17 protein-coding genes and 1 pseudogene are annotated in these 23,154 nt (G+C 71.7%); 10 read left to right on the top strand and 8 right to left on the bottom strand.

The window, feature by feature from the left end; translation table 11 throughout:
• The first annotated feature begins 49 nt into the window (after positions 1 to 49).
• Complete coding sequence (locus tag HC362_RS01885; protein WP_243082017.1) at positions 50 to 424, top strand: hypothetical protein; 375 nt, start codon at positions 50 to 52, stop codon at positions 422 to 424.
• Positions 425 to 461: 37 nt separating this feature from the next.
• On the opposite strand, the gene HC362_RS01880 is transcribed toward HC362_RS01885, so the two are convergent.
• Positions 462 to 1,424: a sulfotransferase domain-containing protein gene (locus HC362_RS01880; protein ID WP_243082016.1), complete on the bottom strand. Its 963-nt coding sequence runs from the start codon at positions 1,422 to 1,424 to the stop codon at positions 462 to 464.
• Positions 1,425 to 1,790: 366 nt separating this feature from the next.
• On the opposite strand from HC362_RS01880, the gene HC362_RS01875 reads away from it, so the two are divergent.
• The 3 genes and pseudogenes from HC362_RS01875 to HC362_RS01865 all read left to right on the top strand — a co-directional run bounded on the left by HC362_RS01875 (position 1,791) and on the right by HC362_RS01865 (position 6,091).
• The gene (locus HC362_RS01875; protein ID WP_243082015.1) at positions 1,791 to 4,082 is read left to right on the top strand and encodes a hypothetical protein; all 2,292 of its coding nucleotides are present in this window, start codon (positions 1,791 to 1,793) and stop codon (positions 4,080 to 4,082) included.
• A 35-nt stretch (positions 4,083 to 4,117) separates the two neighbouring features.
• A pseudogene (locus HC362_RS01870) lies at positions 4,118 to 4,417 on the top strand (ADP-ribosylglycohydrolase family protein); the annotation flags it as partial.
• A 432-nt stretch (positions 4,418 to 4,849) separates the two neighbouring features.
• Entirely contained in the window at positions 4,850 to 6,091 is a 1,242-nt protein-coding gene (locus HC362_RS01865) for a glycosyltransferase (protein ID WP_243082014.1), read from the top strand.
• A gap of 70 nt (positions 6,092 to 6,161) precedes the next feature.
• Here the strand turns inward: HC362_RS01865 and HC362_RS01860 are convergent, their stop codons facing one another.
• Positions 6,162 to 7,082, bottom strand: coding sequence for an aminoglycoside phosphotransferase family protein (locus HC362_RS01860; RefSeq protein WP_243082013.1), 921 nt, complete (start codon positions 7,080 to 7,082; stop codon positions 6,162 to 6,164).
• Between the two features lie 90 nt (positions 7,083 to 7,172).
• Positions 7,173 to 8,729, bottom strand: coding sequence for a sodium/proline symporter PutP (gene putP, locus HC362_RS01855; protein WP_347568407.1), 1,557 nt, complete (start codon positions 8,727 to 8,729; stop codon positions 7,173 to 7,175).
• Positions 8,730 to 9,178: 449 nt separating this feature from the next.
• Between putP and HC362_RS01850 the strand changes: the two genes are divergently transcribed.
• Both HC362_RS01850 and HC362_RS01845 read left to right on the top strand, forming a co-directional pair.
• A complete protein-coding gene (locus tag HC362_RS01850) occupies positions 9,179 to 10,873 on the top strand; it encodes a SpoIIE family protein phosphatase (RefSeq protein WP_243082011.1) in 1,695 nt (564 codons plus the stop codon).
• 267 nt (positions 10,874 to 11,140) lie between these two features.
• Positions 11,141 to 12,520: a deoxyribodipyrimidine photo-lyase gene (locus HC362_RS01845; protein ID WP_243082010.1), complete on the top strand. Its 1,380-nt coding sequence runs from the start codon at positions 11,141 to 11,143 to the stop codon at positions 12,518 to 12,520.
• Positions 12,521 to 12,572: 52 nt separating this feature from the next.
• Here HC362_RS01845 and HC362_RS01840 read toward each other — a convergent pair whose 3' ends face one another.
• On the bottom strand, positions 12,573 to 13,526 hold the full coding sequence (locus HC362_RS01840; RefSeq protein ID WP_243088313.1) for a 2-hydroxyacid dehydrogenase: 954 nt from the start codon (positions 13,524 to 13,526) through the stop codon (positions 12,573 to 12,575).
• Between the two features lie 117 nt (positions 13,527 to 13,643).
• On the opposite strand from HC362_RS01840, the gene HC362_RS01835 reads away from it, so the two are divergent.
• Both HC362_RS01835 and HC362_RS01830 read left to right on the top strand, forming a co-directional pair.
• Positions 13,644 to 15,035, top strand: coding sequence for an MFS transporter (locus tag HC362_RS01835; RefSeq protein ID WP_243082009.1), 1,392 nt, complete (start codon positions 13,644 to 13,646; stop codon positions 15,033 to 15,035).
• 41 nt (positions 15,036 to 15,076) lie between these two features.
• Positions 15,077 to 15,838: an IclR family transcriptional regulator gene (locus HC362_RS01830; protein WP_243082008.1), complete on the top strand. Its 762-nt coding sequence runs from the start codon at positions 15,077 to 15,079 to the stop codon at positions 15,836 to 15,838.
• Positions 15,839 to 15,895: 57 nt separating this feature from the next.
• Here HC362_RS01830 and HC362_RS01825 read toward each other — a convergent pair whose 3' ends face one another.
• Together HC362_RS01825 and HC362_RS01820 are read right to left on the bottom strand one after the other, a co-directional pair.
• Positions 15,896 to 17,293 (bottom strand): aspartate aminotransferase family protein, encoded by a 1,398-nt coding sequence (locus HC362_RS01825; protein ID WP_243082007.1) that lies wholly within the window; start codon positions 17,291 to 17,293, stop codon positions 15,896 to 15,898.
• 14 nt (positions 17,294 to 17,307) lie between these two features.
• The gene (locus HC362_RS01820; RefSeq protein ID WP_243082006.1) at positions 17,308 to 18,813 is read right to left on the bottom strand and encodes a CoA-acylating methylmalonate-semialdehyde dehydrogenase; all 1,506 of its coding nucleotides are present in this window, start codon (positions 18,811 to 18,813) and stop codon (positions 17,308 to 17,310) included.
• 163 nt (positions 18,814 to 18,976) lie between these two features.
• On the opposite strand from HC362_RS01820, the gene HC362_RS01815 reads away from it, so the two are divergent.
• On the top strand, positions 18,977 to 20,605 hold the full coding sequence (locus tag HC362_RS01815; protein ID WP_243082005.1) for a PucR family transcriptional regulator: 1,629 nt from the start codon (positions 18,977 to 18,979) through the stop codon (positions 20,603 to 20,605).
• 29 nt (positions 20,606 to 20,634) lie between these two features.
• On the opposite strand, the gene HC362_RS01810 is transcribed toward HC362_RS01815, so the two are convergent.
• Together HC362_RS01810 and HC362_RS01805 are read right to left on the bottom strand one after the other, a co-directional pair.
• Positions 20,635 to 21,411, bottom strand: coding sequence for a TSUP family transporter (locus tag HC362_RS01810; RefSeq protein WP_243082004.1), 777 nt, complete (start codon positions 21,409 to 21,411; stop codon positions 20,635 to 20,637).
• 137 nt (positions 21,412 to 21,548) lie between these two features.
• On the bottom strand, positions 21,549 to 22,142 hold the full coding sequence (locus HC362_RS01805) for a TetR/AcrR family transcriptional regulator (RefSeq protein WP_243082003.1): 594 nt from the start codon (positions 22,140 to 22,142) through the stop codon (positions 21,549 to 21,551).
• Positions 22,143 to 22,249: 107 nt separating this feature from the next.
• Here HC362_RS01805 and HC362_RS01800 point away from each other — a divergent pair, with 107 nt between their 5' ends.
• Positions 22,250 to 22,939 carry a nitroreductase gene (locus HC362_RS01800; RefSeq protein WP_243082002.1) on the top strand — a complete coding sequence of 230 codons (690 nt, stop codon included), beginning with the start codon at positions 22,250 to 22,252 and terminating at the stop codon, positions 22,937 to 22,939.
• Positions 22,940 to 23,154: the final 215 nt, after the last annotated feature.

The following is a 23,154-nucleotide window of genomic DNA, read 5'->3' as shown; positions in this document are numbered from 1 at the left end:
CACCCCGCGCGTCGCGGAGCCGGTACGCGGCCTTATACCATCAGCAGCCATGTCGAATGCTGACGAGCTGCTCGTCGACATCGCCGCCATGGTGGAGTCGGAGCAAACCAATCAGATGTCTCTCACCGTCGTCGTGCACGGGGCTGTCATCACGGGCCGGCTGGCGCCGGAAGCGGTGTGGAGGCAGCGAGTGGCCGAGGTCCTGAGGGACTCGGACCGGCTGGGCCCCTTCGCCGGTGCTTTCATGGCGGTGCCGGACAGCACGGAGCCCCGGGGCTCCGCCTCGCCGTCCTATCTGCACTTCCATGTGGCCAGGATCCTCCAGGGCCAGGTGGGCATCCCGGAAACGGGCGGGATGTACCGGATCGCCATCAAGGACGTGAGCGCCTGGACCGTCGGGGACCTCAGCTACTCCGACCAGTGAACGGCCGCCCCTGATCGGCTGCCCCTCCCCGGTCCGCTCAGCTCTCCGCCCCGGCGGGGAGCGGGTGGGCCGGGTGCAGCCAGGCCGCCATGCCGCTGCTGACGCATTCCGCTGTGACCTCCGCGTACCGGAGCAGGTCCGGCTCGGTCAGGATCTCCTCCCACTGGCCGGACGAGCCCCGGTGGAAGAATTCGCGGGGGTCGCGCCAGATGCCCGTCCCGGCCTCGGGGACCAGTTGGTCGGCCCGGCCGCGCATCGCCTCGAAAGTCGCTGCCCGCACCAGTTCGGGGAACCTCTCCTCGTCCACCGCGACACCCAGCCGGCGGGTCAGCCGGCGCATGTTCCCGGCCAGGTCGGATTTGAGGTCGTCGTAGTGCAGCAGCACCACGTTGTCGAGGTCCCGGGCCTCCCAGAACGTCCGCAGGTGGTGCAGCGTGAACCGCAGGCTCGCGGGCGCCTCGTCCACCGGCGTGCGGTCCTCGACCCAGCGCCGGAAGCCCGCAGCACCCGGCTCGGCGGCCTCCCGCACCCTCCTGGCCGCCTCCTCGGCCCCCTTCTCACCGCCCGCCCGCGCGCGGGCGCGGACGACGGCCGCCGGGTCCATGTTGGCCATGTGGTGCTGCATCGACACCCCCACATCGCGCGGGTCGCGGCCCACGCACACATACGTCACGCGGGCGTCGTAGGGCAGTCCGTCCAGCGGAGTGTGCGACTTGACGAACCGGCGGTGCGGCTGCGCCGCGAGAGTGGCCAGCACCTCGCCGTGGTCCCGGTAGCGGGCGTCCAGCCAGGGCGACATGGAGTCCAGGGGCTGCGGAAACTCGGCCGAGCCATGTATGAGAAGGGCGCAGATCATCTGTGTCCATGTGGTGCCGCACTTGGGCGGCGTACTGATCACTATGTCGCCCTCGCGGAACGGGAAATCCGCCCAGCGTGCGCTGTCGAGGACGGGGGACCTGTACCGCACCACCGGACGATCGCCTGCCACTGTCTCCACCACCGGGTCGTCAACTCCTCCCGCGCCGCGCTGCTGCAGCGCCTGTGCGGACCGTACCCACCCTCGCGCGGGAAGGAGCACTCGTCCATGGCGCCTCCGTCCATGACGCGCCCGCCATGGCGCCTCCGCTCCCGGCGCCCCCGTCCACGGCGACTCCGTTCACGGCGCCTCCGTTCACGGCGCCTCCGTTCACGGCGCCTCCCTCCCGCCTCCGCTGCCGAAGCCCGCTGACAGGACGCGCCCGCCCTCCTCTAGCCTGGTGGGAGCCTGTGTGCTGCCGCCGTCCTACGGCGCTGCGGCGGCACGCCGCGCCCGGAGCGCCTCCCCACGCACCGGGCGCGCGAAGAGCACACGACCACGGGAGTGCGGGTGTCGCGCAACGCGAACGAAGGTGTCCCAGAGACGGAACGGGAGGAGACAGCGCCGGACCGTGCGCCCGGCTCGCCGAAGACCCCCACGCGCCGGGGCACATGGCGCCAGGCGCGCTGGGTCCGCTTCGCCCGGCCGGTGGCGGCGGTGCTGGCGGCTGTGTGCGTGACGGTGCTGGCGACGGTCGGCACGCTGCGCAACACGGTCCTGGACCGCGGCTTCTACCAGCAGGTGCTGGACGACGAACGGGCGTACGACCGGCTCTACGACGAGGTACTCGTCGACCCGGAGGCCCGGCCGGTCACCAGCAGCCTGCTGGCGCGGCTCCCGGTGCCCGGCGCTGTGGTGACGGCGAACCTGAAGACCGTCCTGCCCCCGGCGACCGTACGGGAGCTCACGGACGAACAGATCGGGGCCGTCACCGGCTATCTGCGCGGCGACACCGACACCCTGGCGCTCTCCGTCGACCTCACCCCCGTGCTGGCGAACGTGGACAAGCTCGCGGACGTGTACCTCGGCGGCCTGGTCTCCGAGGCGCAGGGCCGCGAGAAGGTCGACCTCCCGGCAGCGCAGAAGCGCATCGAGGCGGCGGTCGACGACGTCGCGGCCGGGCGGCGGCCGGCGGATCTGCCCACCGTCGAGCTGAGCGACCGGGCCGCGGAAAACGTCAGCACATTTCTGCTCTCCCGCGTACCCAAGAGCGAACGCGACGCGCTCCGGCCGCAGGTCGAAGGAGCGCTCCGGGTGGGCGATGTGGCCACGGCGCTGGCCGCGGTCGGACCGCACGTGGTCGGCGGACGGGCGGGTGCCGGTGCCGAGGAGGGCGAACAGGAACTGCTGCGCATCACCGAGGGCGGCCGGTGGAATGTCGTGGAGGACCTGGAGAGCGCCGGGATGCACACCGGTGCGCTGAAGTCCGCGCGGAGCATCACCCACACCCTGGGGTGGGTCTACACCCTCGCCGTCGTCGTCGGGGTACTGTCCGTCGCCTTCCTATGGGTCACAGGACCGCGCCGCAGGCTCCCGCGGCTGCGCGCCATAGGCTGGAGCCTCGCCGCGGGCGGCGTACTGACGGCCGCGCTCTTCGGGGCGGTCCGCTGGAAGGCGGACGGCATGTGGGGGAAGGCGCCGGACTCCTGGCCGCCGTCTCTCGCCGCCCTGGTGGAAGACCTGGAGGAGTCGGCGCTGGGGACCCTGACGACCGCCGGGCTTGTCGCCGCGCTGATTCCGCTGGCCGTCGGGGCGCTGCTGGCCGCCCTGTCCTCCGTACGGCGGCGGCCCAAGGCCGCGCGCTCCCTGACCGCACGCGGCCGCACCGGGCTGCTGGCCGCGATGTCCGCCGTCACCGCCACCGCTGTGGTGCTCGGCGTCACCTTCGTCCCCGCGACGGCGAGCGGCACCCAGGAGCTGCACTGCAACGGCTCCGTCCACGCCTGCGAGCTGCGCTACGACCAGGCCGCCTACCTCGCCACCCACAACTCGATGTCCACCACCGCCGACCGCTTCATCAGCCCGCTCCAGGACGGCGACATCACCGCCCAGCTCGAAGGCGGTGCCCGGGCGCTGCTCGTGGACACCCACACCTGGGAGCGGCCCGACCAGATCGCGGAGCGGATGAAACTCTCCGAGTTCGCGCCGGAGATGCGGGAGCGGGTGACCGGCCTGATCGACAAGGCACACCCCTCACGGCCGGGGCTGTGGATGTGCCACGCGGTCTGCCGCGGCGGTGCCATCCCGCTCGTCGACACCCTGCGCGACATCCGCTCCTGGCTCGACGAGCACCCGGGTGAAGTGGTGACGCTGATCGTCCAGGACGGTATCTCCGGCAAGCAGACGGCGTCCGCTTTCCGGAAGGCCGGCCTGAACCGTCTGCTGTTCACCCCCGACGACGACCCCCAGGCGAAGTGGCCGACGCTGGGCGAGATGGTCAAGGACGACAAGCGCCTGGTCGTCTTCGCGGAGCACGCCGACGGCCCGGCCGACTGGTACCGCAACTTCTACCGGTACGGCATGGAGACGCCCTACGCCTTCGCCGCGCCCGAGGACATGAACTGCGCCCCCAACCGCGGCGGGAGGAACAAGAAGCTCTTCCTGATGAACCACTTCGTCACCAGGGCCGGAGGCAGCAGGATCGACGCCAGAAAGGTCAACGCGAAGGACTTCGTGCTCGACCGTGCCCGGCACTGCGAGGCCGCGCGCGGCCATCCGGTCAACTTCGTCGCCGTCGACTTCGCCAACCTCGGTGACGCCGCGGGCGCCGTCGAAGCACTCAACGCGGCACGCGAACCGTAACCTCCGACGCGGCCTCCTCTGATGATCCCTCAAGGGGCTCCAAGGGGTGCGGCGCGAACATGCGGGTGGCGCCGGTCGGGTTGGTGCCCGGGCTGCCGGAGGACACCCGGTCGGGAGTGGCTCAGTTGCAGGCGGCACTCACACACGGCCACCCTACGGCGCCGGCCGCAGCCGATCTGACGGCCCTCGCGGTGTACCAGGCTGGCGCATGGGAGGAGTGTCTGGCCGTACTGGACGGGGTGGACGACGCCCTGCGGGACCCGGACCCGGAGGCCGACCGGATCGAGTACCACGACGAACTCCTCGCCCTCGGACGCCTCTGGGAGGAGGGCTGAGACTGCTCGTACGACGCGAACGGCGGCAGGCCAGCGGGTCATCGGGCGCTACGAAGCGCTGGACCTGTGCGGTGTCGGCCTGGGCCCACGGTGGGGTGGGGACAGCCCCACTCCCCGCCTGACCTGGGCGGCAGCGGCCTCCGCGCGGTGCACAGTGGAAGCACCGGACGGAGAGCGAAGGAAGCGAAGGAAGCGAAGGAACAGACATGAGACCCGGCCCCGCCCTCACCCCTGACGGCCACCCCTCGGCGGCCCCGTCCCCCAGGTAGCACCAAAAGTCCCCTAGGTAGCACCAAAAGAAAAAGGGCAAGGAGAACCACTCCCTGCCACTCTCAACCTATAGCGCACCGGGGGGCTTGCGGCAAGGGCCCGGGGAGGGCGCAGGATTGTCGCTCCCGGCGGGAAGCCGGGAGAAATTGGGGGATTCGCGGTATGCGTATGGTGTTGACGACTTGGGGTTCGCGCGGGGACGTCGAACCGGTGGCGGGACTCGCGGTGCGGCTGCGGGAGCTCGGGGTGGAGGTGCGGGTGTGCGCGCCGCCGGACGAGGAGTTCGCGGCGCTGCTCGGCGGTGTCGGCGTGCCGCTGGTGCCGCTCGGTCCGACGGTGCAATCGGTGGTGACCGGCGCGAGGCCGCCGTCGGCGGCGGACGCCTTCCGGCTCGCGCCCCAGCTGGTCGCGGCGCGGTTCGAGACGCTCATGACGGCGGCGGAGGGGTGTGACGCACTGCTGGCGACCGGTCTCATGCCGGCCGGCGCGCGTTCGGTGGCCGAGAAGCTGGGCATCCACTACGTGTTCGCCTGCTTCCATCCGTTCGGGCTGCCGTCCCGTCACCTGCCTCCGATGCAGCGGCCGGGCAAACCCTCTCCGGAGGGCGAGAAGGACATCAAGGCGCTGTGGGCGCAGGACGCCGAGCGCGTGAACGGGCTGTACGGCGAGGCGCTCAACAGTCACCGCGCTGCGATCGGGCTGCCTCCGGTGGACAACGTCCGCGACTACGTTCTCACCGACCGGCCGTGGCTGGCGGCAGAGCCGGTGCTGGGCCCGTGGCAGGAGATGACGGAGCTGGACCTCGTGCCGACGGGGGCGTGGGTGCTGCCGGACGAACGCCCGCTCCCGGACGGGCTGGAGGCGTTCCTGGAAGCCGGGGAGCCGCCCGTGTACGTCGGCTTCGGCAGTATGGCCCTGCACACCGCGAGGGACATGGCACGGGTGGCCATCGAGGCGGTCCGGGCGCACGGACACCGCGTGCTCCTCTCCCGGGGCTGGGCCGACCTGGGCCCGATCGACGACCGTGACGACTGCTTCGTCGTCGGCGAGGTCAACCATCAGGCGCTGTTCGGCCGGGTGGCGGCTGTCGTGCACCACGGCGGCGCAGGCACCACGACGACGGCGGCGCGGGCCGGCGTGCCACAGGTGGTGGTACCCCAGATCGCGGACCAGCCGCACTGGGCCGCGTGTATCGCCCAGTTGGGCATCGGCGCGGCACACGAGGGCCCGACGCCGACCTCCGAGTCACTGTCGGCGGCGCTCACCACGGCTCTGAGCCCCGAGACCCGGGCCCGGGCGAGCGCCGTGGCCGGGGAGATCCGTACCGACGGGACCACGGTGGCCGCGGAAATGCTGCTCGACGCGGTCAGCCGGGACAGGTCGTCGGCGTCCGCGTCCGCGTAGCCATCCGGAATCCCCGAGCCGGGGACGGGGCACCGCGCGCGCTGCCCCGTCCCCGGCGCCGGACCGGGCCTCAGCCCTCGTCCAGTACCGCCCGGATCACATGCCGGGCGTTGTGCGCCATCGCGGGGTTCGTCCTCCGGTAGTGCGGCAGCGCGATCAGCGCCTGCGACAGCGTGCGCGCCCGGCCACGGCTCCAGGTCGCGTCGTCCACGCCCAGCGCCGCGCGGAAGACCTCTCTCGCACCGGCGGGCAGCAGATTCCACGCCGGGAACAAGTCGCAGGCCGGGTCGCCCACGCCCATGCAGCCGAAGTCGATCACGGCCGCCAGCCTGCCGCCGTCGAGCAGCAGATTGCCCGGCATCAGATCGGCGTGCAGCCACACCGGCGGCCCCGTCCAGCCGGGCGCCCGCAGCGCGTCCTCCCACACGGCTGTCGCCGCGTCGCAGTCGACGCCTTCCTCGGGGAGCTCCCTCAACCGCGCGATCGCCGTCCGGGTTTCCGCGTCGAGCGTGGCCAGGGGGCCACCCCGGTGGGCCTGCGGTGCGCCGGGCAGGGCGATGTTCCGCATCGCCGCCACGAATCCGGCCAGATCCTCGGCCAGCGGAACGGGTTCGCTCAGTGCGCCCTCCTCGGGATGCCGGCCGGTCTCCCACCGGTACACCGCCCACGGCCACGGATACCCGTCGGCGGGCTCCCCGGTTCCCAGCAGCTCGGGGATGCGTGTGGGCAGCAGCGGCGCGAGGCGGGGCAGCCACTCCCGCTCCGTGAGCACGTCTTCGGCCCCGCCCCGGGTCAGCGGCAGCCGGACGGCCTTGTCGTCGCCCAGCCGGTAGACGGCATTGACCGTGCCGCCGGACCGCCGGCGCTCGATCGCCGCGTCTGCCCACTGCGGGAACTGTCCGCCGACCAACCGCCGCACGAGGCCGTCGTCGACGGGATAGGGGCCGGAATGCGTGCCGGGCTCTGTGTGCCCGGTGCTCGTGGACGTCATCCGGAAACCGAACACCGTGCGCCGACGGACGTCAAAGGGCTTTCGACCCGGCCCTGACGCCTCGGCCACCGGCTGGGCCGTGCGGGGAAGTCACCACCTCCCCGAGCCGTCCATGGGCGGCGCGGGGGAGGGCGGCGGGACGTTCTGGGTCCCCGGCGCCGCCTGCGGGGCGGCGTCGGTCAGCGCGACGTTGCTCCAGTCGAGCGTCGGGCGGCGGCCGACGAACTTGCCGAAGACCAGCGCCGCGGCGGTGGCGGCGACCACGCCAGGCACCATCTCGTAGATGCCGGACTGCAGCGGGCCGAGGAGCGGGTCGATCTGCTTCCACAGCAGCACGGTGAGGGCTCCGGTGAGCATTCCGGCCTTCGCCCCGGCCGCCGTCATCCGCGGCCAGAACAGCGACAGGAGGATCACCGGCCCGAAGGCCGAGCCGAATCCCGCCCAGGCGTACGCGACGATGTCGAGGACGCCGCCGCCGCTCAGCGCGATCACGTAGGCGATCAGCGCCACTGCCAGCACACTCAGCCGCCCGATCAGCAGCAGTGTCGTATCGGAGGCACGCCGGTTGAGGAACGCCCGGTAGAGGTCTTCGGTGAGCGAGGTGGCCGAGACCAGCAGTTGGCTGTCCACGGTGGATTTGATGGCTGCCAGTACGGCCACCAGCAGGACCCCGGCGACCCAGGGGGAGGTCAGGTGGGCGGACAGCGCGATGATGACCGTCTCCGGGTTCGAGAGCGGTTTGTCGAGCGCGACGATTCCGGTGAGACCGACCAGCGAGGCACCCGCCAGGACGACGATCACCCAGCTGACGCCCAGGCGACGGGCGAGCGGGATGTCCCGCGTGCTGCGGATGCTCATGAAGCGGGTCAGGATGTGGGGCTGGCCGAAGTAGCCGAGCCCCCAGGCGAGCAGGGAGATCAGCGCGACGGCCCCGACCGGCTCGCCCGCCGTCCACTTCTTCTCCGCGAAGGACGCCTCGGTTCCCGGGTCGAGCAGCGCGGGGGTGATCGCGTCGAGGTCGCTCTGCAGCGCCTCGAAGCCGCCGAGCTGCCAGAGGGCGATCGCGGGGAGGGCGACGGCGGTGAGGACCATCAGCGTGCCCTGGATGGAGTGGCTGACGCTCAGGGCCCGGAATCCGCCGAGGATGGTGTAGATGACGATCACCACGGCGAAGACGGTCAGCCCCAGCTCGAATCCGGCGCCGAAGATCTCGTCGGCCAGCAGCCCGCAGGCGACCAGCCCGCTGGCGACGTAGACGGTGAAGAAGACGACGGTGACGGTCGCCGAGAGGAGCCGGATCACTCTGCTGCGGTCCTCGAACCGTTCCTCCAGATACGAGGGCAGGGTCACCGCGCCGACCCGCTCGGTGTAGACGCGCAGCCGGGGAGCGACGAGGCGCCAGTTGAGATACGTGCCGACGATCAGGCCCGCGGCGATCCAGGTGGCGCCTATGCCCGCCGCGTACACGGCGCCCGGCAGACCCAGGAAGAGCCAGCCGGACATGTCGGCGGCTCCGGCGGACAGGGCGGCGACCGGAGCGGTGAGCTTACGGCTGCCGACCGTGAAGTCGTCGAATGTGGTCGTTTCCTCATGCGTCACGACGCCGACCATGACCATCGCAATCAGAAAGACTCCGAATGTGATCATGACTGGGACGGTCAGGGCGATCATGCGTATTACTCCTGTGTTACGGAAGCGACCATTGGCATATGCGTATGCGGCCACGCTCGGGGTGGAGAGGCTGGAGCTTAAGAAGGGGCAGCGCTTACTGGCGAGAGAATGCGACACACGAAGCCGTGATCGGTTCCGGATCGTGATACAAGAGCGGCTCCCCATTCCCGCCACGCCTCACCGGCCCGCCGCTCACGGGCCGCCCGACTCGCCGAGATCCGGGGGGAGTCCTGCTCGATCTTCAACGAATCCATTGAATATCGAGGGGAACCCCTCGACAGTCGGTGGATGCATCGCTTCTTCACAGCGCCCCTGCCAAGTGGGCACAAGAGGGCCACTCAGCGTCTGCGCGCCGCCTTCCCCTCGGCGGTGACGGGGGCGATCATCGCGCCGAGACGGGAAGCAACCAGGTCGAGGAGTCACGGATGACGGTCCCAAGCGGGGACGGGCACGGTGGGCGGCAGCCTTCGGGCGGACCCACCCAGGTGCACGGCGCCGGCATGCTGTTGCTGGACGACCAGGCGCGCATCGTCGAAGTGAACCCTGAGGCCGAGCGCATGCTGGGTCTCCGGGCGGCGGAGCTGCTCGGCGGCGACGCCCACGACCGTCTGCACCGCGACCAGCACGGGCACACCACGCCCCGGAGCAGCTGCCCGGCACTGCGGGCCTATCGCAGCGGCCGGCCGGCCCAGGGGGAACGGGGCTGGTACGAGTGCGGCGACGGCACCCTGCTGCCCGTCCGCTGGTTGATCACGCCGTGCCGGACGGCTGACGGCGCCGAGGGCGCGATGATCCTCTTCCATGAGCACGCTCCCGGCGCGGGCGAGGACGAGCGCGAGGCCGAAGACGAGGAGCCGCTGTCGGAGCTGGACCGGCTGGCGCTGCTGGCCGAGGTCACGACCACGCTGACCTCGACCCTTGACGTCCATGAGGCGCTGCGCCGGCTCACGCGGCTGGTGGTGCCGCGCCTGGCGGACTGGGCCGTCATCGACCTGATTAGCGAGAGGGACGAGGTCTGGCGGGCTTCGGTCGTCCACTACGAGGACGGCGACCTGGTCGTCCGGCACGACCTCCAGGGGCCGATGCCCCCCATCCCCCAGGAGTCCGTGATGCCGCTGTCGCGAGCGCTGCGGGGAGCCGCGTCGACGCTGGCGGGACCCGAGACCTACCAGGGCCCGCCGGACGCGGGTATCGCGGTCGCACAGCGGAAGCTGTTCGAGGCCACGGGGATGCGCTCGGCGGCCATCGCACCGATCCCGGGAGTACGCGAGGTGCTGGGGGCGCTCACGCTGGGCCAGGCCGAACGGCCCGAGCGGGTGGCCGATCTGTCGCTGCTGGAGGACATCGCGCGCCGGGCCGGGCTGGCGCTGGAGAACGCGCGGCTGTACCAGCGGCAGCGCCGGGTCACCGAGACCATGCAGCGCCACTTGCTGCCGCAACTGCCCCATGAGCCCGGCCTGCAGATGACCGCGCGGTATGTGGCCGCGCCGGAGGGCTCCGAGGTGGGAGGCGACTGGTACGACGCCTTCCTGCTTCCGGACGACGCGGTGGCGGTGGCGATCGGTGACGTCGTGGGGCACGACGCCGACGCGGCCGCCGCCATGGCGCAGGTCCGCAACATGCTGCGCGCCTACGCCTGGTCGTATGAGGAACCGCCCAGCGCCATCATCGACCGGCTCGATCAAGCCGTGCGGAACATGACCGAGGCCTCGCTGGCCACTCTCATCTTCGGCCGGATCGAAAGCGGGGGTGAGGACGGCCCGGGCTGCCGCGTGAGCTGGACCAACGCCGGGCATCCGCCGCCCCTGCTGGTCACGCACGACGGCACGCCCCATTTCCTGGACAGCACCGTGGACCCCCTGATCGGTGCGGGACTCGCCGACGGCCGTCAGGACGCGTCCGTGGAGCTGCCGCCTCTGTGCACCCTGCTCTTCTACACCGACGGTCTGATCGAGTCGCGGTCCCACGCCCTCAGCGAGGGCCTGGAGCGGCTGAGCGAGCATGCCGCCGCGCTGGCCCGCCGGCCCCTCGACACCTTCTGCGACCTGCTGCTCAGCCGCGTCCGGCCAGACGACAACGACGACGATGTGGCCCTGCTCGCCGTACGCAGACCCGGCTGAGCCTTCCGCGGGCCGGAACGAGCTGTTCGGCCCCGTTTGCCGGACATCCGCCCTTTGGGGCTCGGTGGAACGGCCCCACCGGCTCAGCCACCGGCCCGGGGGCGACACGCCGGACAGGTGCGAGCCGCAGCGGCGGCAGGCGCGGCGCGTCATGCTGGGGCGCCGCCGGATTCCGGTTGGCGCTGTCGGCGGCCGATCGGGGCGGACGGGCGGTATCACGCCGAGTGAAGCCGTCGACAAGGGCAACATCGACACTGGAGAGGCGCGATGGCCACCTCGGTGGTGCTGTTCACCCGGGATCTCCGCCTGCGCGACAATTCGCCGTTGCGTGCGGCCCAGGACACCGCCGACGCCGTGGTTCCGCTTTTTGTGCAGGACGATGCCATCCGTGCCGCCGGTTACGCCGTACCCAACAGGCGTGCCTTCCTCGCCGACTGCCTCGCCGACCTCGATCGTCAGCTGCGGGAGCGGGGCGCCCGCCTCATCGTACGTACGGGTGATGTCGTCGAGCAGGTCTGCCGGGTCGCGCAGGAGGCCGATGCGCACGAGGTGCACATGTCCGCCGACGTCAGTGCCTACGCAGACCGGCGGGAGGAGAAGCTGAGTTCGGCACTGGCCGCCGCTGGCCGGCGGTTGTGTGTCCACGACCGGATGGTCACGGCAGTCGCCCCAGGCGAGATCACCCCCGCGGGCAAGGACCACATGGCCGTCTTCACCCCGTACTTCCGGCGCTGGGAAAAGGCCCGGCAGCGCCCCCCGCACGGCGCGCCCGCCCGGATCATCGCCGTCAAAGGCGTCGCCACCGAGAAGCTTCCCTCCCGCCGTCGGATCGACGGTGTCTCACCCGGGCTCCCGACGGGGGGTGAGACCACCGGCCGCAAGCAGTTCGCCGAGTGGCGGCGCACGGGCATGGACGCCTACGCGGACCACCACGACGATCTGGCGGGCGACGCCACCTCGCGCCTCTCCCCGCACCTTCACTTCGGCACCCTCTCTCCCGTCGAGCTGGTGGCCAGGGCTCGCGAGCAGGGTGGGATCGGCGCCGAGGCGTTCGTGCGGCAGCTCGCCTGGCGCGACTTCCACCACCAGGTCCTGGCTGCCAGACCGCAGGCCGCCCGCGTCGACTACCGCACCCATCGGGACCGCTGGCGCACCACCGAGGAAGCCGGCGAGGAGATCGACGCCTGGAAGCAGGGGCGCACGGGATACCCGGTGATCGACGCCGCCATGCGCCAGCTGCGGCACGAGGGCTGGATGCACAACCGGGGCCGTCTGCTGGTCGCGAGCTTTCTCGCCAAGACCCTGTATGTCGACTGGCGCGTCGGCGCCCGCCACTTCCTCGACCTCCTGGTCGACGGCGACATCGCCAACAACCAGATGAACTGGCAGTGGGTGGCGGGCACCGGAACCGACACCCGCCCCAACCGTGTGCTCAACCCACTCGTCCAGGCCAGGAAATACGACCCGGAGGGCGACTACGTAAGGCGCTGGGTACCCGAACTGGCCCACGTCGAAGGCCGTTCGGTCCACGAGCCGTGGAAGCTGTCCGGCCCGGACGGGAAGAAGCGTGCCGCTCCGGATTACCCCGAGCCCATCGTCGACCTCGCCGCCGCGTCGGACCGCTTCCGGCGGGCACGCGGGAAGTGACCGCCCCGCTCCCCGTCAGGCGACGGCAGTACGCGACGAGGGCCGGGCCGGTTCAGCCGACCGGGTTCCGCAGCGGTTCCCCGGCCGCGAAGCGGCGTACCTGGTCGACGACGAAGCGTTCCGCGCGCGGCCGGAAGGAGGCGGAGCCACCTGCCACATGAGGGGTGATCAGCACGCCGGGAGCCGTACGCAGCGGGTGGCCGGCCGGCAGGGGTTCGGGGTCGGTGACATCGAGTGCGGCCCGCAGCCGTCCGCTTCGCGTCTCGGCGAGCAGCGCGTCGGTGTCGAGGGTCGGGCCGCGGCCGACGTTGACGACCAGCGCGCCGTCCGGCAGCGCGGCCAGCGCCTTCTCGCCGACGAGCCCCGCGGTGGCGGGGGTGTGGGGGAGCACCAGCACCGCGATGTGGATGTCCGGCAGCAGCCTGGGCAGGTCGTCCACGGGGTGGACGTTCTCCGCGGGGCGTGCGCGCCGGGCGACGCGTACGACCTCCGCCTCGCACGCCAGCAGCCGTCGCTCCAGCGCCGCGCCGATGGAGCCGTAACCGATCACCGCCACCCGGCAGTCGGCGAGCGAGCGGGTGAAGTGCGGCTCCCAGCGGCCCGACTGCTGGTCGGCGACCCACCGGGGCAGGTCGCGCTGGGCGGCGAGGACGAGACCGAGCGCGTGCTCCGCGGTGCTGGCGTCGTGCAGGCCGCGGCCGTTGTGCAGGGCGACGCCCTCGGGCAGCAGCGGCTGCAGCTTCTCCACGCCGGCGCTGAGCGACTGGACGGCCCGCAGCCGGGTGAGGCGTGGCAGCAGCCGCTCCGCGCCGGGTACGGCGTACGGCATCACCCACAGGCCGGTCCGGTCCAGCACCTCGGGCGGCAGCTCGTCGTCCGGGGTCAGCCCGTCCCATACGTGCGCCCGTACCCGAGGCGGCCAGGGCCCGTGCTCGCGTTCGAGTCCGCTCCACGGCACGAGGACATCGACGGTGTCGGGGGTGGGGTTCTCAGGGGTCCCGGGCATCTCGCTGCCGCCTCTCGTTCGCATCGTTCGAACCATTGACCTGTACGCCACACGCTCGTAACGTCCTTCCCGTCCAGTGAAACACTTTCCACCCCACGGAAAAGAGGGGGTCCGGGAATGACAGTGGCGTCATCTCCCCGTGCCGACGCCCGGGGCTTCTGGTCCTCGGCCCGCGCCCGGTACCTGATGCCGATCGCGTTCGTCACCTACTCGCTCGCCTATCTCGACAAGTCCAACTACGCGATCGCGTCGGCCGGCGGCATGGCCGAGGACCTGCATCTGTCGGCCGGCCTCGACTCGCTCATCGCGGCCTCCTTCTTCCTCGGCTACTTCTTCTTCCAGATCCCCGGCACCATCTACGCCGAGCAGCGCAGCGCCCGCCGCCTCATCGCCTGGTCGACGGTGGCCTGGGGCACCCTCGCCGTGCTGCAGGGCGTCCTGAGCAGCCCCGGCCAGCTCATCGCCGTGCGGTTCATGCTCGGCGTCGTGGAGGGCGCGGTACTGCCCTCGATGGTGATGCTGCTCAGCCGCTGGTTCACCAAGGGCGAGCGCGGCAGGGCCAACACGCTGCTGATCCTGGGCAACCCGATCACCGTGATGTGGCTGTCGGTCGTCTCCGGCTGGCTGATCGCGGCGGCGGACTGGCGGCTGATGTTCGTCGCTGAGGGCATCCCCTCCGTCATCTGGGGGCTCCTCTGCCTGAAACTGATCAAGGACCGCCCGGACGAAGCGCGCTGGCTGCCCGAGACCGAGCGCTCCGGGCTGCGTGCCGAACTCGCTGCCGAACACCGCGCCGCCGCGGGCTCCCTCGCCACCCGTGCCCCCGAACCGGGCGCCACCCCCGCCGACGCCCCGCGCGCCACGGCCGACGAGTACCGCAAGGTGCTGCGCTCCCGCCCCGTCGCCGTGCTGGCCGCCCAGTACTTCTTCTGGTCGTTCGGCATGTACGGCTTCATCTTCTGGCTGCCCGCCATCGTCAAGAAGGGCTCGGGCCAGGGCATCGGGACCACCGGTCTGCTGACGGCCGTGCCGTACGTCTTCGCCGCGGTTGCCATGCTGGTCAACTCCCGCCTCTCCGACAGCAGCGGCCGCCGCCGCGTCGCCGTGTGGCCGTGGCTCGGCCTGGGCTCCCTGGCCCTGTACGGCTCCTACCTCGCAGGTACCGACTTCCCGCTCGCCATGACCCTCCTCGTCGTCGCGGGCCTGTGCATGTACGCCCCGTACGGCCCGTACTTCGCGCTCGTCTCCGAACTGGCGCCGGCCGGCGTCGCGGGCGCCGCGGTCGCCTGCGTCAACTCCTTCGGCGCCCTGGGCTCCTTCGCGGGCACCTACCTCGTCGGCTGGGTGCGCGGCACCCCGCTGGGCGACGGGGGCGCGTTCGGCTTCATGGCGGTGTGCACGCTGATCTCCGCCGCGCTGATGCTCGCCGTCCGCGAGCCGCGGGCCGGTGCCTCGGCCGCCCGGGCCGCCGAAGGTGCCGGTACGGTGAGGCAGGCGGCGCAGGGATGACGGCGCCGTACACGGCGACGAGACCCGAGGGAGCAGCGAGCGTGAGCGCACCGCCCGGCGACGACATGCTCAGCCGGGGCCTGCGGCTGCTGACCGTACTGGCCGACCACCCCGCCGGCCTCGGCGTCAGCGCGGCGGCGCGGGCGGCCGGGCTCCCCGTCAGCAGCGCGCACCGGCTGCTGGGACGACTGGCGGCCGACCGCTTCGTCGCGTACGACGAGGACACCCGCCGCTACGCGCTCGGCGTCCGCGTCCTGGAACTCTCCCGCGCCTTCCAGCGCTCACCGGCCGGCTACTCGGCGGCCGCGGCACCGATGCGCCGACTCGCCGCCCGTACGGGCCTCCCGGCGATCGCGGGCATTCTCGACGGCGCGGACGTCCTGCTGGTCCTCACCGTTCAAGGCACCCAGCACCTCCAACTCCGCAGCGCCGAGGGCACTCGCAACCCCTGGCACGCCACCTCACTGGGCAAGGCGCTCGCCGTCGCCCTGCCGGAGCCGGAGCGGGAGCGGCTGCTGGCCGGGGACCTGCCGGCCGTGACGGACCGGACGCACACCGAGCCGGAGGCGCTGCGCGCGGAACTGGCCCGGGTCGCCGCGCGCGGCTGGTCCGAAGTCGACGAGGAGAACGAGATCGGCGTCCGCTCCATCGCGGCAGCCGTCCCCGATCCTGACGGCAACGGACGCCCCCGGCTGGCGGTCTCCCTCGGCGCCACGGTCGTCCTCACCCCGGCGGAAGAGCTGCACGCCCATGTACCGGCGCTTCTGGACTGCGCCGAGGACATCGCAGCCACCATGCGCTGACTGCCCGCCGGGCGCACGGTGGCTGCGGCGGAACACGGAGGTGCCGCGGGCAGCTGTCTACCGGTCGTCGTCGGAGTCCGCGCCTGTGCCCGTGTCCGTGTCCTGGACCAGGGTGTCGACCACGTCCAGGACTTGGTCGAGGACGGCGAGACCCTCGCGGGTCTCCGCCTCGGTGAGGGTGCAGGGCGGGACGAGGTGGAGGCGGTTGGAGTTGGTGAAGGGGAGCAGGCCCAGCTTCTTCGCGGTGCGGACGGCCTCGGCCATCACCGGGCTGCTGCCGCCCGTCGGTGCCACGGGGTGCCTGGTGTGCCGGTCGGTGACCAGTTCGACGGCCCAGAAGACGCCCCGGCCGCGGACCTCGCCCACACTGGGGTGCCGCTCGGCGAGCCGGTCGAGTTCGGGCCCGATGACCTCGGTTCCGATCCGCCGGGCGTTGTCCACGATGCCGTCACGTTCCATGACGGTGATGGCGGCAGCGGCTGCCGCGCACGCCAGGGGATGGCCGGAGTAGGTGAGGCCGCCGGGGTAGGGCCGGTGGGCGAAGTGGTCGGCGACCCGGTCTCCGAGGGCGACACCGCCGAGCGGCACATAGCCCGAGTTGACGCCCTTGGCGAAGGTCAGCAGGTCGGGGACCACGCCTTCGTCGCCGCAGACGAACCACGCGCCGGTACGGCCGAACCCGGTCATCACCTCGTCGACGATGAGCATGATGCCGTACCGGTCGCACAGTTCGCGTACCCCGGCGAGATAGCCCGGTGGAGGGAGCAGGATCCCGGCGGTGCCGGGGATGGCCTCCAGCAGGACCGCCGCGACCGTCTGCGGGCCCTCCAGTTCGACGACCTGTTCGAGATGAGCGAGCGCGCGCCGGCACTCCTCCGCCTCGGTCGCCGCGTCGAAGTGGCTGCGGTAGAGGTACGGGCCGAAGAAGTGGACAACGCCCGAGTCGCCGTTGTCGTTGGGCCAGCGGCGCGGGTCGCCGGTCAGGTTGATCGCGGTCTGCGTTCCGCCGTGGTAGGAGCGGTAGCGGGTAAGGACCTTGGGGCGGCCGGTGACCAGCCGGGCCATGCGGACGGCGTGCTCGTTGGCGTCGGCGCCGCCGTTGGTGAAGAAGACCCGGTCCAGGTCGCCGGGGGTGCGCTCACAGATCAGCCGGGCCGCTTCGGAGCGCTGGTCGTTGGCGTGCTGCGGGGCGACGGTGGCCAGGGTACGGGCCTGGTGGGCGATCGCCTCGACGACGTACGGGTGCTGGTGACCGATGTTGGTGTTCACCAGCTGGGAGGAGAAGTCGAGCAGCCGGTGGCCTTCACCGTCCCAGAGGTAGGAGCCCTCGGCGCGGGTGACGACCATCGGGTCGAGTTCGGCCTGCGCCGACCAGGAGTGGAAGACGTGGCGGCGGTCGAGCTCGTAGGTCCGGGCGACGGCGCGGCTGTCGATCTCGTGCTGGACGAGGGTCATGGCGGATGCCTCCTTCAGGCCGTCTGCGGGAAGCCGAGGTCGAGGCCGGCCTGGCTCGGTGCACGCCAGCGGGTGGTGACGACCTTGCCGCGGGTGAAGAAGTGCACGCCCTCGGTGCCGTGCGCATGGGTGTCGCCGAACAGCGAGCTCTTCCAGCCGCCGAAGCTGTAGTAGGCCATCGGCACCGGGATCGGCACATTGACGCCGACCATGCCGACCTCGACCTCGTTCTGGAAGCGCCGCGCCGCGCCGCCGTCGTTGGTGAAGATCGCCGTCCCGTTGCCGTACGGATTGGAGTTGACCAGCTCAAGGGCCTCGTCGTAGGACTCGGCGCGCAGCACGGACAGGACGGGCCCGAAGATCTCGTCCGTGTAGCAGCTCATCTCGGTGGTTACGTTGTCGAGCAGGGTGGGCCCGAGCCAGAAGCCGTCCTGGCCGCCGTCGGCGCGGACCTGGCGGCCGTCCACGACCAGACGCGCGCCGTCCCGCTCCGCCTGGTCGACGTAGGAGGCCACCCGGTCGCGGTGCGCTGCGGTCACCAGCGGCCCCATGTCGCAGCCCCGGGTGCCGTCGCCGGTCCTGATGTCCCGGGCCCGCTCGGCGATCTTCGCGACCAGTTCGTCCGCGGCGGCGCCGACCGCCACCACGGCCGAGATGGCCATACAGCGCTCACCGGCCGAGCCGAATCCGGCGTTGACCACGGCGTCGGCTGCCTGGTCGAGATCGGCGTCGGGCAGCACGACGGCGTGGTTCTTCGCCCCGCCCAGGGCCTGGACCCGCTTGCCGTTGGCGGTACCCGTGGCGTACACGTGGCGGGCGACGGGGGTGGAGCCGACGAAGCTGACGGCCTTGACCGACCGGTGCGACAGCAGGGTGTCGACCGCAGCCTTGTCGCCCTGGAGCACGTTGAAGACGCCGGCGGGCAGCCCTGCCTCCGCCCACAGCTCGGCCAGCCACAGCGCCGCCGACGGTGCCTTCTCGCTCGGCTTGAGCACCACGGTGTTGCCGGCCGCGATGGCCACCGGGAAGAACCACATCGGCACCATCGCGGGGAAGTTGAACGGGGCGATGATGCCGACCACCCCGAGCGGCTGCCGGACCGAGTGCACATCCACCTCGGTCGAGGCGTTCTCGCTGAAGGCGCCCTTGAGCAGGTGCGGCATGCCGCAGGCGAACTCCACGACCTCCTGGCCGCGCGTCACCTCGCCCAGCGCGTCGGACAGGACCTTGCCGTGCTCCGCCGTGATGATCCGGGCGAGCTCGTCCTTGCGCTGGTTGAGCAGTTCGCGGAAGCGGAAGACGATCGCGACGCGCTTGGCCAGCGACGTGTCCCGCCAGGCCGGAAAGGCGGCCGCGGCCGACTCGATCACGGTGCGGGAGTCCGTCTCGTGGGCCAGGGCCACCTCGCGGGTGACCGCGCCGGTCGCCGGATTGGTCACGGCTGCGGCACGTCCGCTCGTACCGGGGAACGCCTTGTTGTCGACCCAGTGCCCGACCCGGGTCACCTCGCTGGTCACCACTGACCGCCTCGCTCTCGCTCGATTCCTCACTGCGGCACGGGCCGGACACCGGGGAGCCCGTCCGTCGGCTCGCCCGGCCCCGCCCGGCCGGCCCACAGTGAGGCTGCCAGGGAGGGTGCCGACAGTCTGTACAGCCAGGCAGCCGATTTCTTACGATGTGTAAATGCAGCCGACCGTACGGGAAGTCCTCCAGCTGTCAGCGCTGGCCGCCGGGCGGCCATGCGTCGTCGGCGGCCGCGACCACCTCGACCGTCCGGTCAGATGGGTGCACATCAGCGATCTCCCCGACCTCACCGACCTGCTGGAGGGCGGGGAGCTCGTACTGACCACCGGCCTTCCGCTGGCCGAGGGCGGGCCCCGGGCCGAGGCGTATCTGAGCATGCTGGCAGCCCAGGACGTGGCGGGCGTCGTCGTCGAGCCTGGCACCCACATCGAAGAGCTGCCCGCCCACCTCGGAGCCCTCGCCGACTCCCTCTCGCTGCCCGTGGTGACCCTGACCGACAGAATCCGGTTCGTCGAGGTCACCCAGCAGGTGCACCGGCTGCTCGTGGCCGAGCAGTACGAGGAGGTCGAGTTCGCCCGCACCACCCACGAGGTCTTCACCTCGCTCAACCTCGCCGGGGCCTCCACCACGGACATCGTCACCCGCGCCGCACAGACCCTCGGTGCCCCGCTCGTCCTGGAAGACCTCAGCCGCCATGTGCTGGCCTTCTGCGCCCTCGACACCTCGACGACCGCTCTCCTGCACCGCTGGGCGGAACGCTCCCGCCTCCACGACGCGGCGACCGATCACCCGGCGACCGACCACCCGGCCACCGGCCAAGCCGTCACCTCCGCCTGGACCGCTGTCCCGGTGGGTGTCGGCTCCGAGCGCTGGGGCCGTCTCGTGCTGCCCGCGCAGACCCGGGAAACCTCCCGGGTGCGGATGGTCCTGGAGCGCGCGGCGCAGTCCCTCCAACTGCACCGGATGATCCAGCAGGAGCGCGAAGCACTCGTGGTGCAGGCGCTCGGCGGCCTCCTCGACGACCTGCTGAGCGGCCGCGTCACCGAGGAGGACGAGGCCATGGCCCGCGCCACGGCGCTCGGCCTCATCCCTGGCAGCCGGTACGCGCCGCTGTCCGTGCGCATCCCCCGCCGCCCCGGCACCGACGCACTCGCACAGGGCGAGGCCGACCGGCGCCTGCTGACCGCCGTCCGCCAGGCGGCCACCGCCGTGGGCGGCAGCGCCATCGCCTCCATCCGCCGCGAGGGGACCGTCTCGGCGGTCATCGCCTGCTCGTCCAAGGGCGCCGACCCCACCCTGGAAGGCCTGTGCAGGGGACTGGCGGAGCGCCTGGCCGGCCGTGGCGGTACCCAGGGCTGGGCCGCCGGCACCGCACCCTCCGCCACGGGCCTCATCGGTGCGGCGCACGGCCTCACCGAGGCGGAACATGTCGCCGACGTCGGCCTGACCATGCCCGAACCGCACCGCCTCTACCGCTCGACCGACGTGCGGCTGCGCGGACTCGTCGCCCTGCTCCGCGACGATCACCGCCTCCAGGCGTTCGCGGAGACGGAACTGGGCCGCCTGCTCGACCACGACGCCCGTACCGGCGAGAACCTCCTGGCCGTCCTGCGCGCTCACCTCGAATGCGCCGGCTCCAAGACCGGGACAGCACGCCGCACGGGCCTGAGCCGCCCCACCCTCTACAGCCGGCTGCGCACCCTGGAGCGCGTCCTGGGCGTCTCCCTCGAATCGGCCGAGTCACGCACGTCTCTCCACACCGCACTCATGGTCATCGACGCGCGCTGACACGCCCGGCGCCGGAAGGTGCCGGTATGTCAGCTCCACCACTGGTCGTAGGCGAGCTTGCCGACCAGGCCGACGACGGTGGTCAGCAGGACGACCCGGACGAAGCCGCTGCCCCGCTTGAGGGCCATGTGCGCGCCGACGAGGCCGCCCGACATGTTGAAGACCGCCATCAGCGCCGCCAGCTTCCACAGCACCGCGCCCTGCCAGGCGAACAGGGAGAGGGCACCGATATTGGTGCAGACGTTGACGACCTTGGTGGTGGCCGAGGCGGTGACCATGTCCATATTGAGGAGGGCCACCAGGGCGATCACCAGGAAGGCTCCCGTGCCGGGGCCGAGCAACCCGTCGTAGAAGCCGATGCCGACACCCGCCACCCCGAAGGCCGTCAGCAGGCGCCGCCGGGTGACCATCCCGCCCGGGGCCTGTCCGAACTGCGGGCGCAGCACCACGAACGCGGCGACACAGAGCAGCAGCACCATGATCAGCGGCCGGAGCACGGCGCTGTTCACCCCGGCGGCGAAGAACGCCCCGCCCGCCGAGGACAGCGCCGCCACCACGCCCATCCGGCAGGCGAGCCGCACATCGACCGTTGCCTTGCGCAGATAGGTGGAGGCGGCGGCCCCGGTTCCCACGAGGCTCACCGCCTTGTTGGTCCCCAGCGCGTACGCCGGAGGCAGGTGGGGGAGTCCGATCAGGAGAGCGGGCAGTTGCAGCAGGCCGCCCCCACCGACGACCGCGTCGATCCAGCCGGCCAGCGCGGCGGCGACGCACAGCACCGCAACGGCGGTGAACGATATGTCATACACGGATGCAGCGGTCCTCGGTCCTCAGTCGCACGGCGGCGGATCGGGCGCGGGGTGCCCGCCTCCAGCGCCGGAGGCCCCGCCGAGGTCGCCTCAGCATCTCAGGCGGTCATCCGTGCCTGTCGCCGAGGCTCCCCAGGTCAGCCCGGCTTCGCCAGCGCGTGTTCGAGGAGGAGTTCCGCGGCCGCCCGCGCGTGCCTGCCGTAGTCCGCTTCGCCCAGCACCATGGCGCGGCTGGCCGCTCCGTCGGCGAGGGTGACCAGTTGTTCGGCCAGCGGCCCGGGGTTGCGGCAGTCCAACTCCGTCAGCAGTACGGTGACCAGCTCCACCATCCGCAGCTTCTGTTCGCGGGCGTAGGAGTGGACCCTGCTCCCGGGGTCGGGGAACTCCGCCGCGGCGTCGATGAACGGGCACCCGCGCACCGGCGCCGCCTCAGCCGTCGGTTGGTCGAACAGGCTCAGAATCCGCTCCCGCGCGGGGATGTCCTCGCGGGTCAGCGCGCTCTCCAAGGTGGCGCCCGACGACGCGAGGTCCTGGAGATGGGCGATCACCAGGTCGCTCTTCGCCGGAAAGTGCGCGTAGAGCGTGCGCTTGGACACCGGAGCCTCCTCCGCGACCTGCCCCATGGCGGTCGCGTTGATCCCCTGCGTCGCGAACAGCCGAGCGGCGGCGGCCAGGATGCGCTCGCGCCCGCCGCGCCCCCGTCGTTGACCCGTCGTCGGCGCCGTAACCATGAGCCAACTATACGACGGCGTTTACTTGGCGGAGATGGGTGGGTTAGGGTCTGACTCGTCGAGGTAAACGATTCCGTTTACTTGTCGAGCGCTGTCGAGGAGATCCCATGACCTGGTCGGACCCCACCGAACTGAGTGCACACGCGGAGAAGCTGATACGTGGCCGCCATGCGACCCGCGCGTTCCGGCCGGACGCGGTGCCCGAGGAGACGCTGCACGCGGTCTTCGCGCTGGCCGGCGCCGCTCCGTCCAACTCGAACGCGCAGCCGTGGCAGGTCGAGGTGGTGAGCGGCGCGGTGCGCGAGCGCCTGGCGGACTCCCTCCAGGCGGCCCACGCCCACAAGCGCGTCTCGGTCGACTTCCCGTACTCCGAGGAGATGTACACGGAGCAGCACCAGGCCCGCCGGGCCGCGTTCGGTGCCGAGCTCTACGGCACCCTGGGCATCGGCCAGGACGACCACGCAGCGCGCGCCGCCTACGACGCCGAGAGCCTGCGCTTCTACGGCGCGCCGCACGTCGCCTTCCTGTTCGTCACCGGCGAGGGCGGGGCGCGCCTCGCCGCGGACGTCGGTGCCTATATGCAGACACTGCTGCTCGCCATGACCGCATACGGCGTGGACAGCTGCCCACAGGGGCTGCTGAGCTTCTACGCCGACACGGTCCGCGACGAGTTGGGCGTCAGCGAGGGAAAGCTGCTCGTGGGAATCTCCTTCGGCTATGCCGACGAGGCGGCGCCGGTGAACCGGGTCACCACCCCACGGGCCGCACTCGCGGAGACGACAGCCTTCCATCGCTGAGCTCCAAACGACCCCGGATCACCCCCTCGCCGGTGTTGTCACAGTCGTCGTAGCGGTCCGCCGCCGTCGCGGAGAGCGGTGTACGCCCGGGCTCATATTCGTCGGGGATCGAGGCGGCGCTCCGTCCAGGTTGTCGTGGTCAGCGTGCCGCACCCTTCGGTAACGGCGCATCCCCGCGAGGTGCGGCTGCCAGGCGACGAAGCCGTGCAGGGCCG

It is taken from the genome of Streptomyces sp. 891-h (assembly GCF_022760275.1).
GTDB lineage: Bacteria > Actinomycetota > Actinomycetes > Streptomycetales > Streptomycetaceae > Streptomyces > Streptomyces spirodelae.
Note: the sequence above shows the minus strand (reverse complement) of the source record. Positions and strands in the feature narration are given on the sequence as shown.

Bases quoted from the DNA above. Each gene is read 5' to 3' on its own strand.
- HC362_RS01885 (WP_243082017.1), top strand. From the start codon at position 50: ATGTCGAATGCTGACGAGCTGCTCGTCGACATCGCCGCCATGGTGGAG.
- putP (WP_347568407.1), bottom strand. From the start codon at position 8,729: ATGATCACATTCGGAGTCTTTCTGATTGCGATGGTCATGGTCGGCGTC.
- HC362_RS01825 (WP_243082007.1), bottom strand. From the start codon at position 17,293: ATGACCCTCGTCCAGCACGAGATCGACAGCCGCGCCGTCGCCCGGACC.
- HC362_RS01815 (WP_243082005.1), top strand. From the start codon at position 18,977: ATGCAGCCGACCGTACGGGAAGTCCTCCAGCTGTCAGCGCTGGCCGCC.
- HC362_RS01835 (WP_243082009.1), top strand. From the start codon at position 13,644: ATGACAGTGGCGTCATCTCCCCGTGCCGACGCCCGGGGCTTCTGGTCC.
- HC362_RS01850 (WP_243082011.1), top strand. From the start codon at position 9,179: ATGACGGTCCCAAGCGGGGACGGGCACGGTGGGCGGCAGCCTTCGGGC.
- HC362_RS01865 (WP_243082014.1), top strand. From the start codon at position 4,850: ATGCGTATGGTGTTGACGACTTGGGGTTCGCGCGGGGACGTCGAACCG.
- HC362_RS01800 (WP_243082002.1), top strand. From the start codon at position 22,250: ATGACCTGGTCGGACCCCACCGAACTGAGTGCACACGCGGAGAAGCTG.
- HC362_RS01860 (WP_243082013.1), bottom strand. From the start codon at position 7,082: ATGACGTCCACGAGCACCGGGCACACAGAGCCCGGCACGCATTCCGGC.
- HC362_RS01840 (WP_243088313.1), bottom strand. From the start codon at position 13,526: ATGCCCGGGACCCCTGAGAACCCCACCCCCGACACCGTCGATGTCCTC.
- HC362_RS01805 (WP_243082003.1), bottom strand. From the start codon at position 22,142: ATGGTTACGGCGCCGACGACGGGTCAACGACGGGGGCGCGGCGGGCGC.
- HC362_RS01845 (WP_243082010.1), top strand. From the start codon at position 11,141: ATGGCCACCTCGGTGGTGCTGTTCACCCGGGATCTCCGCCTGCGCGAC.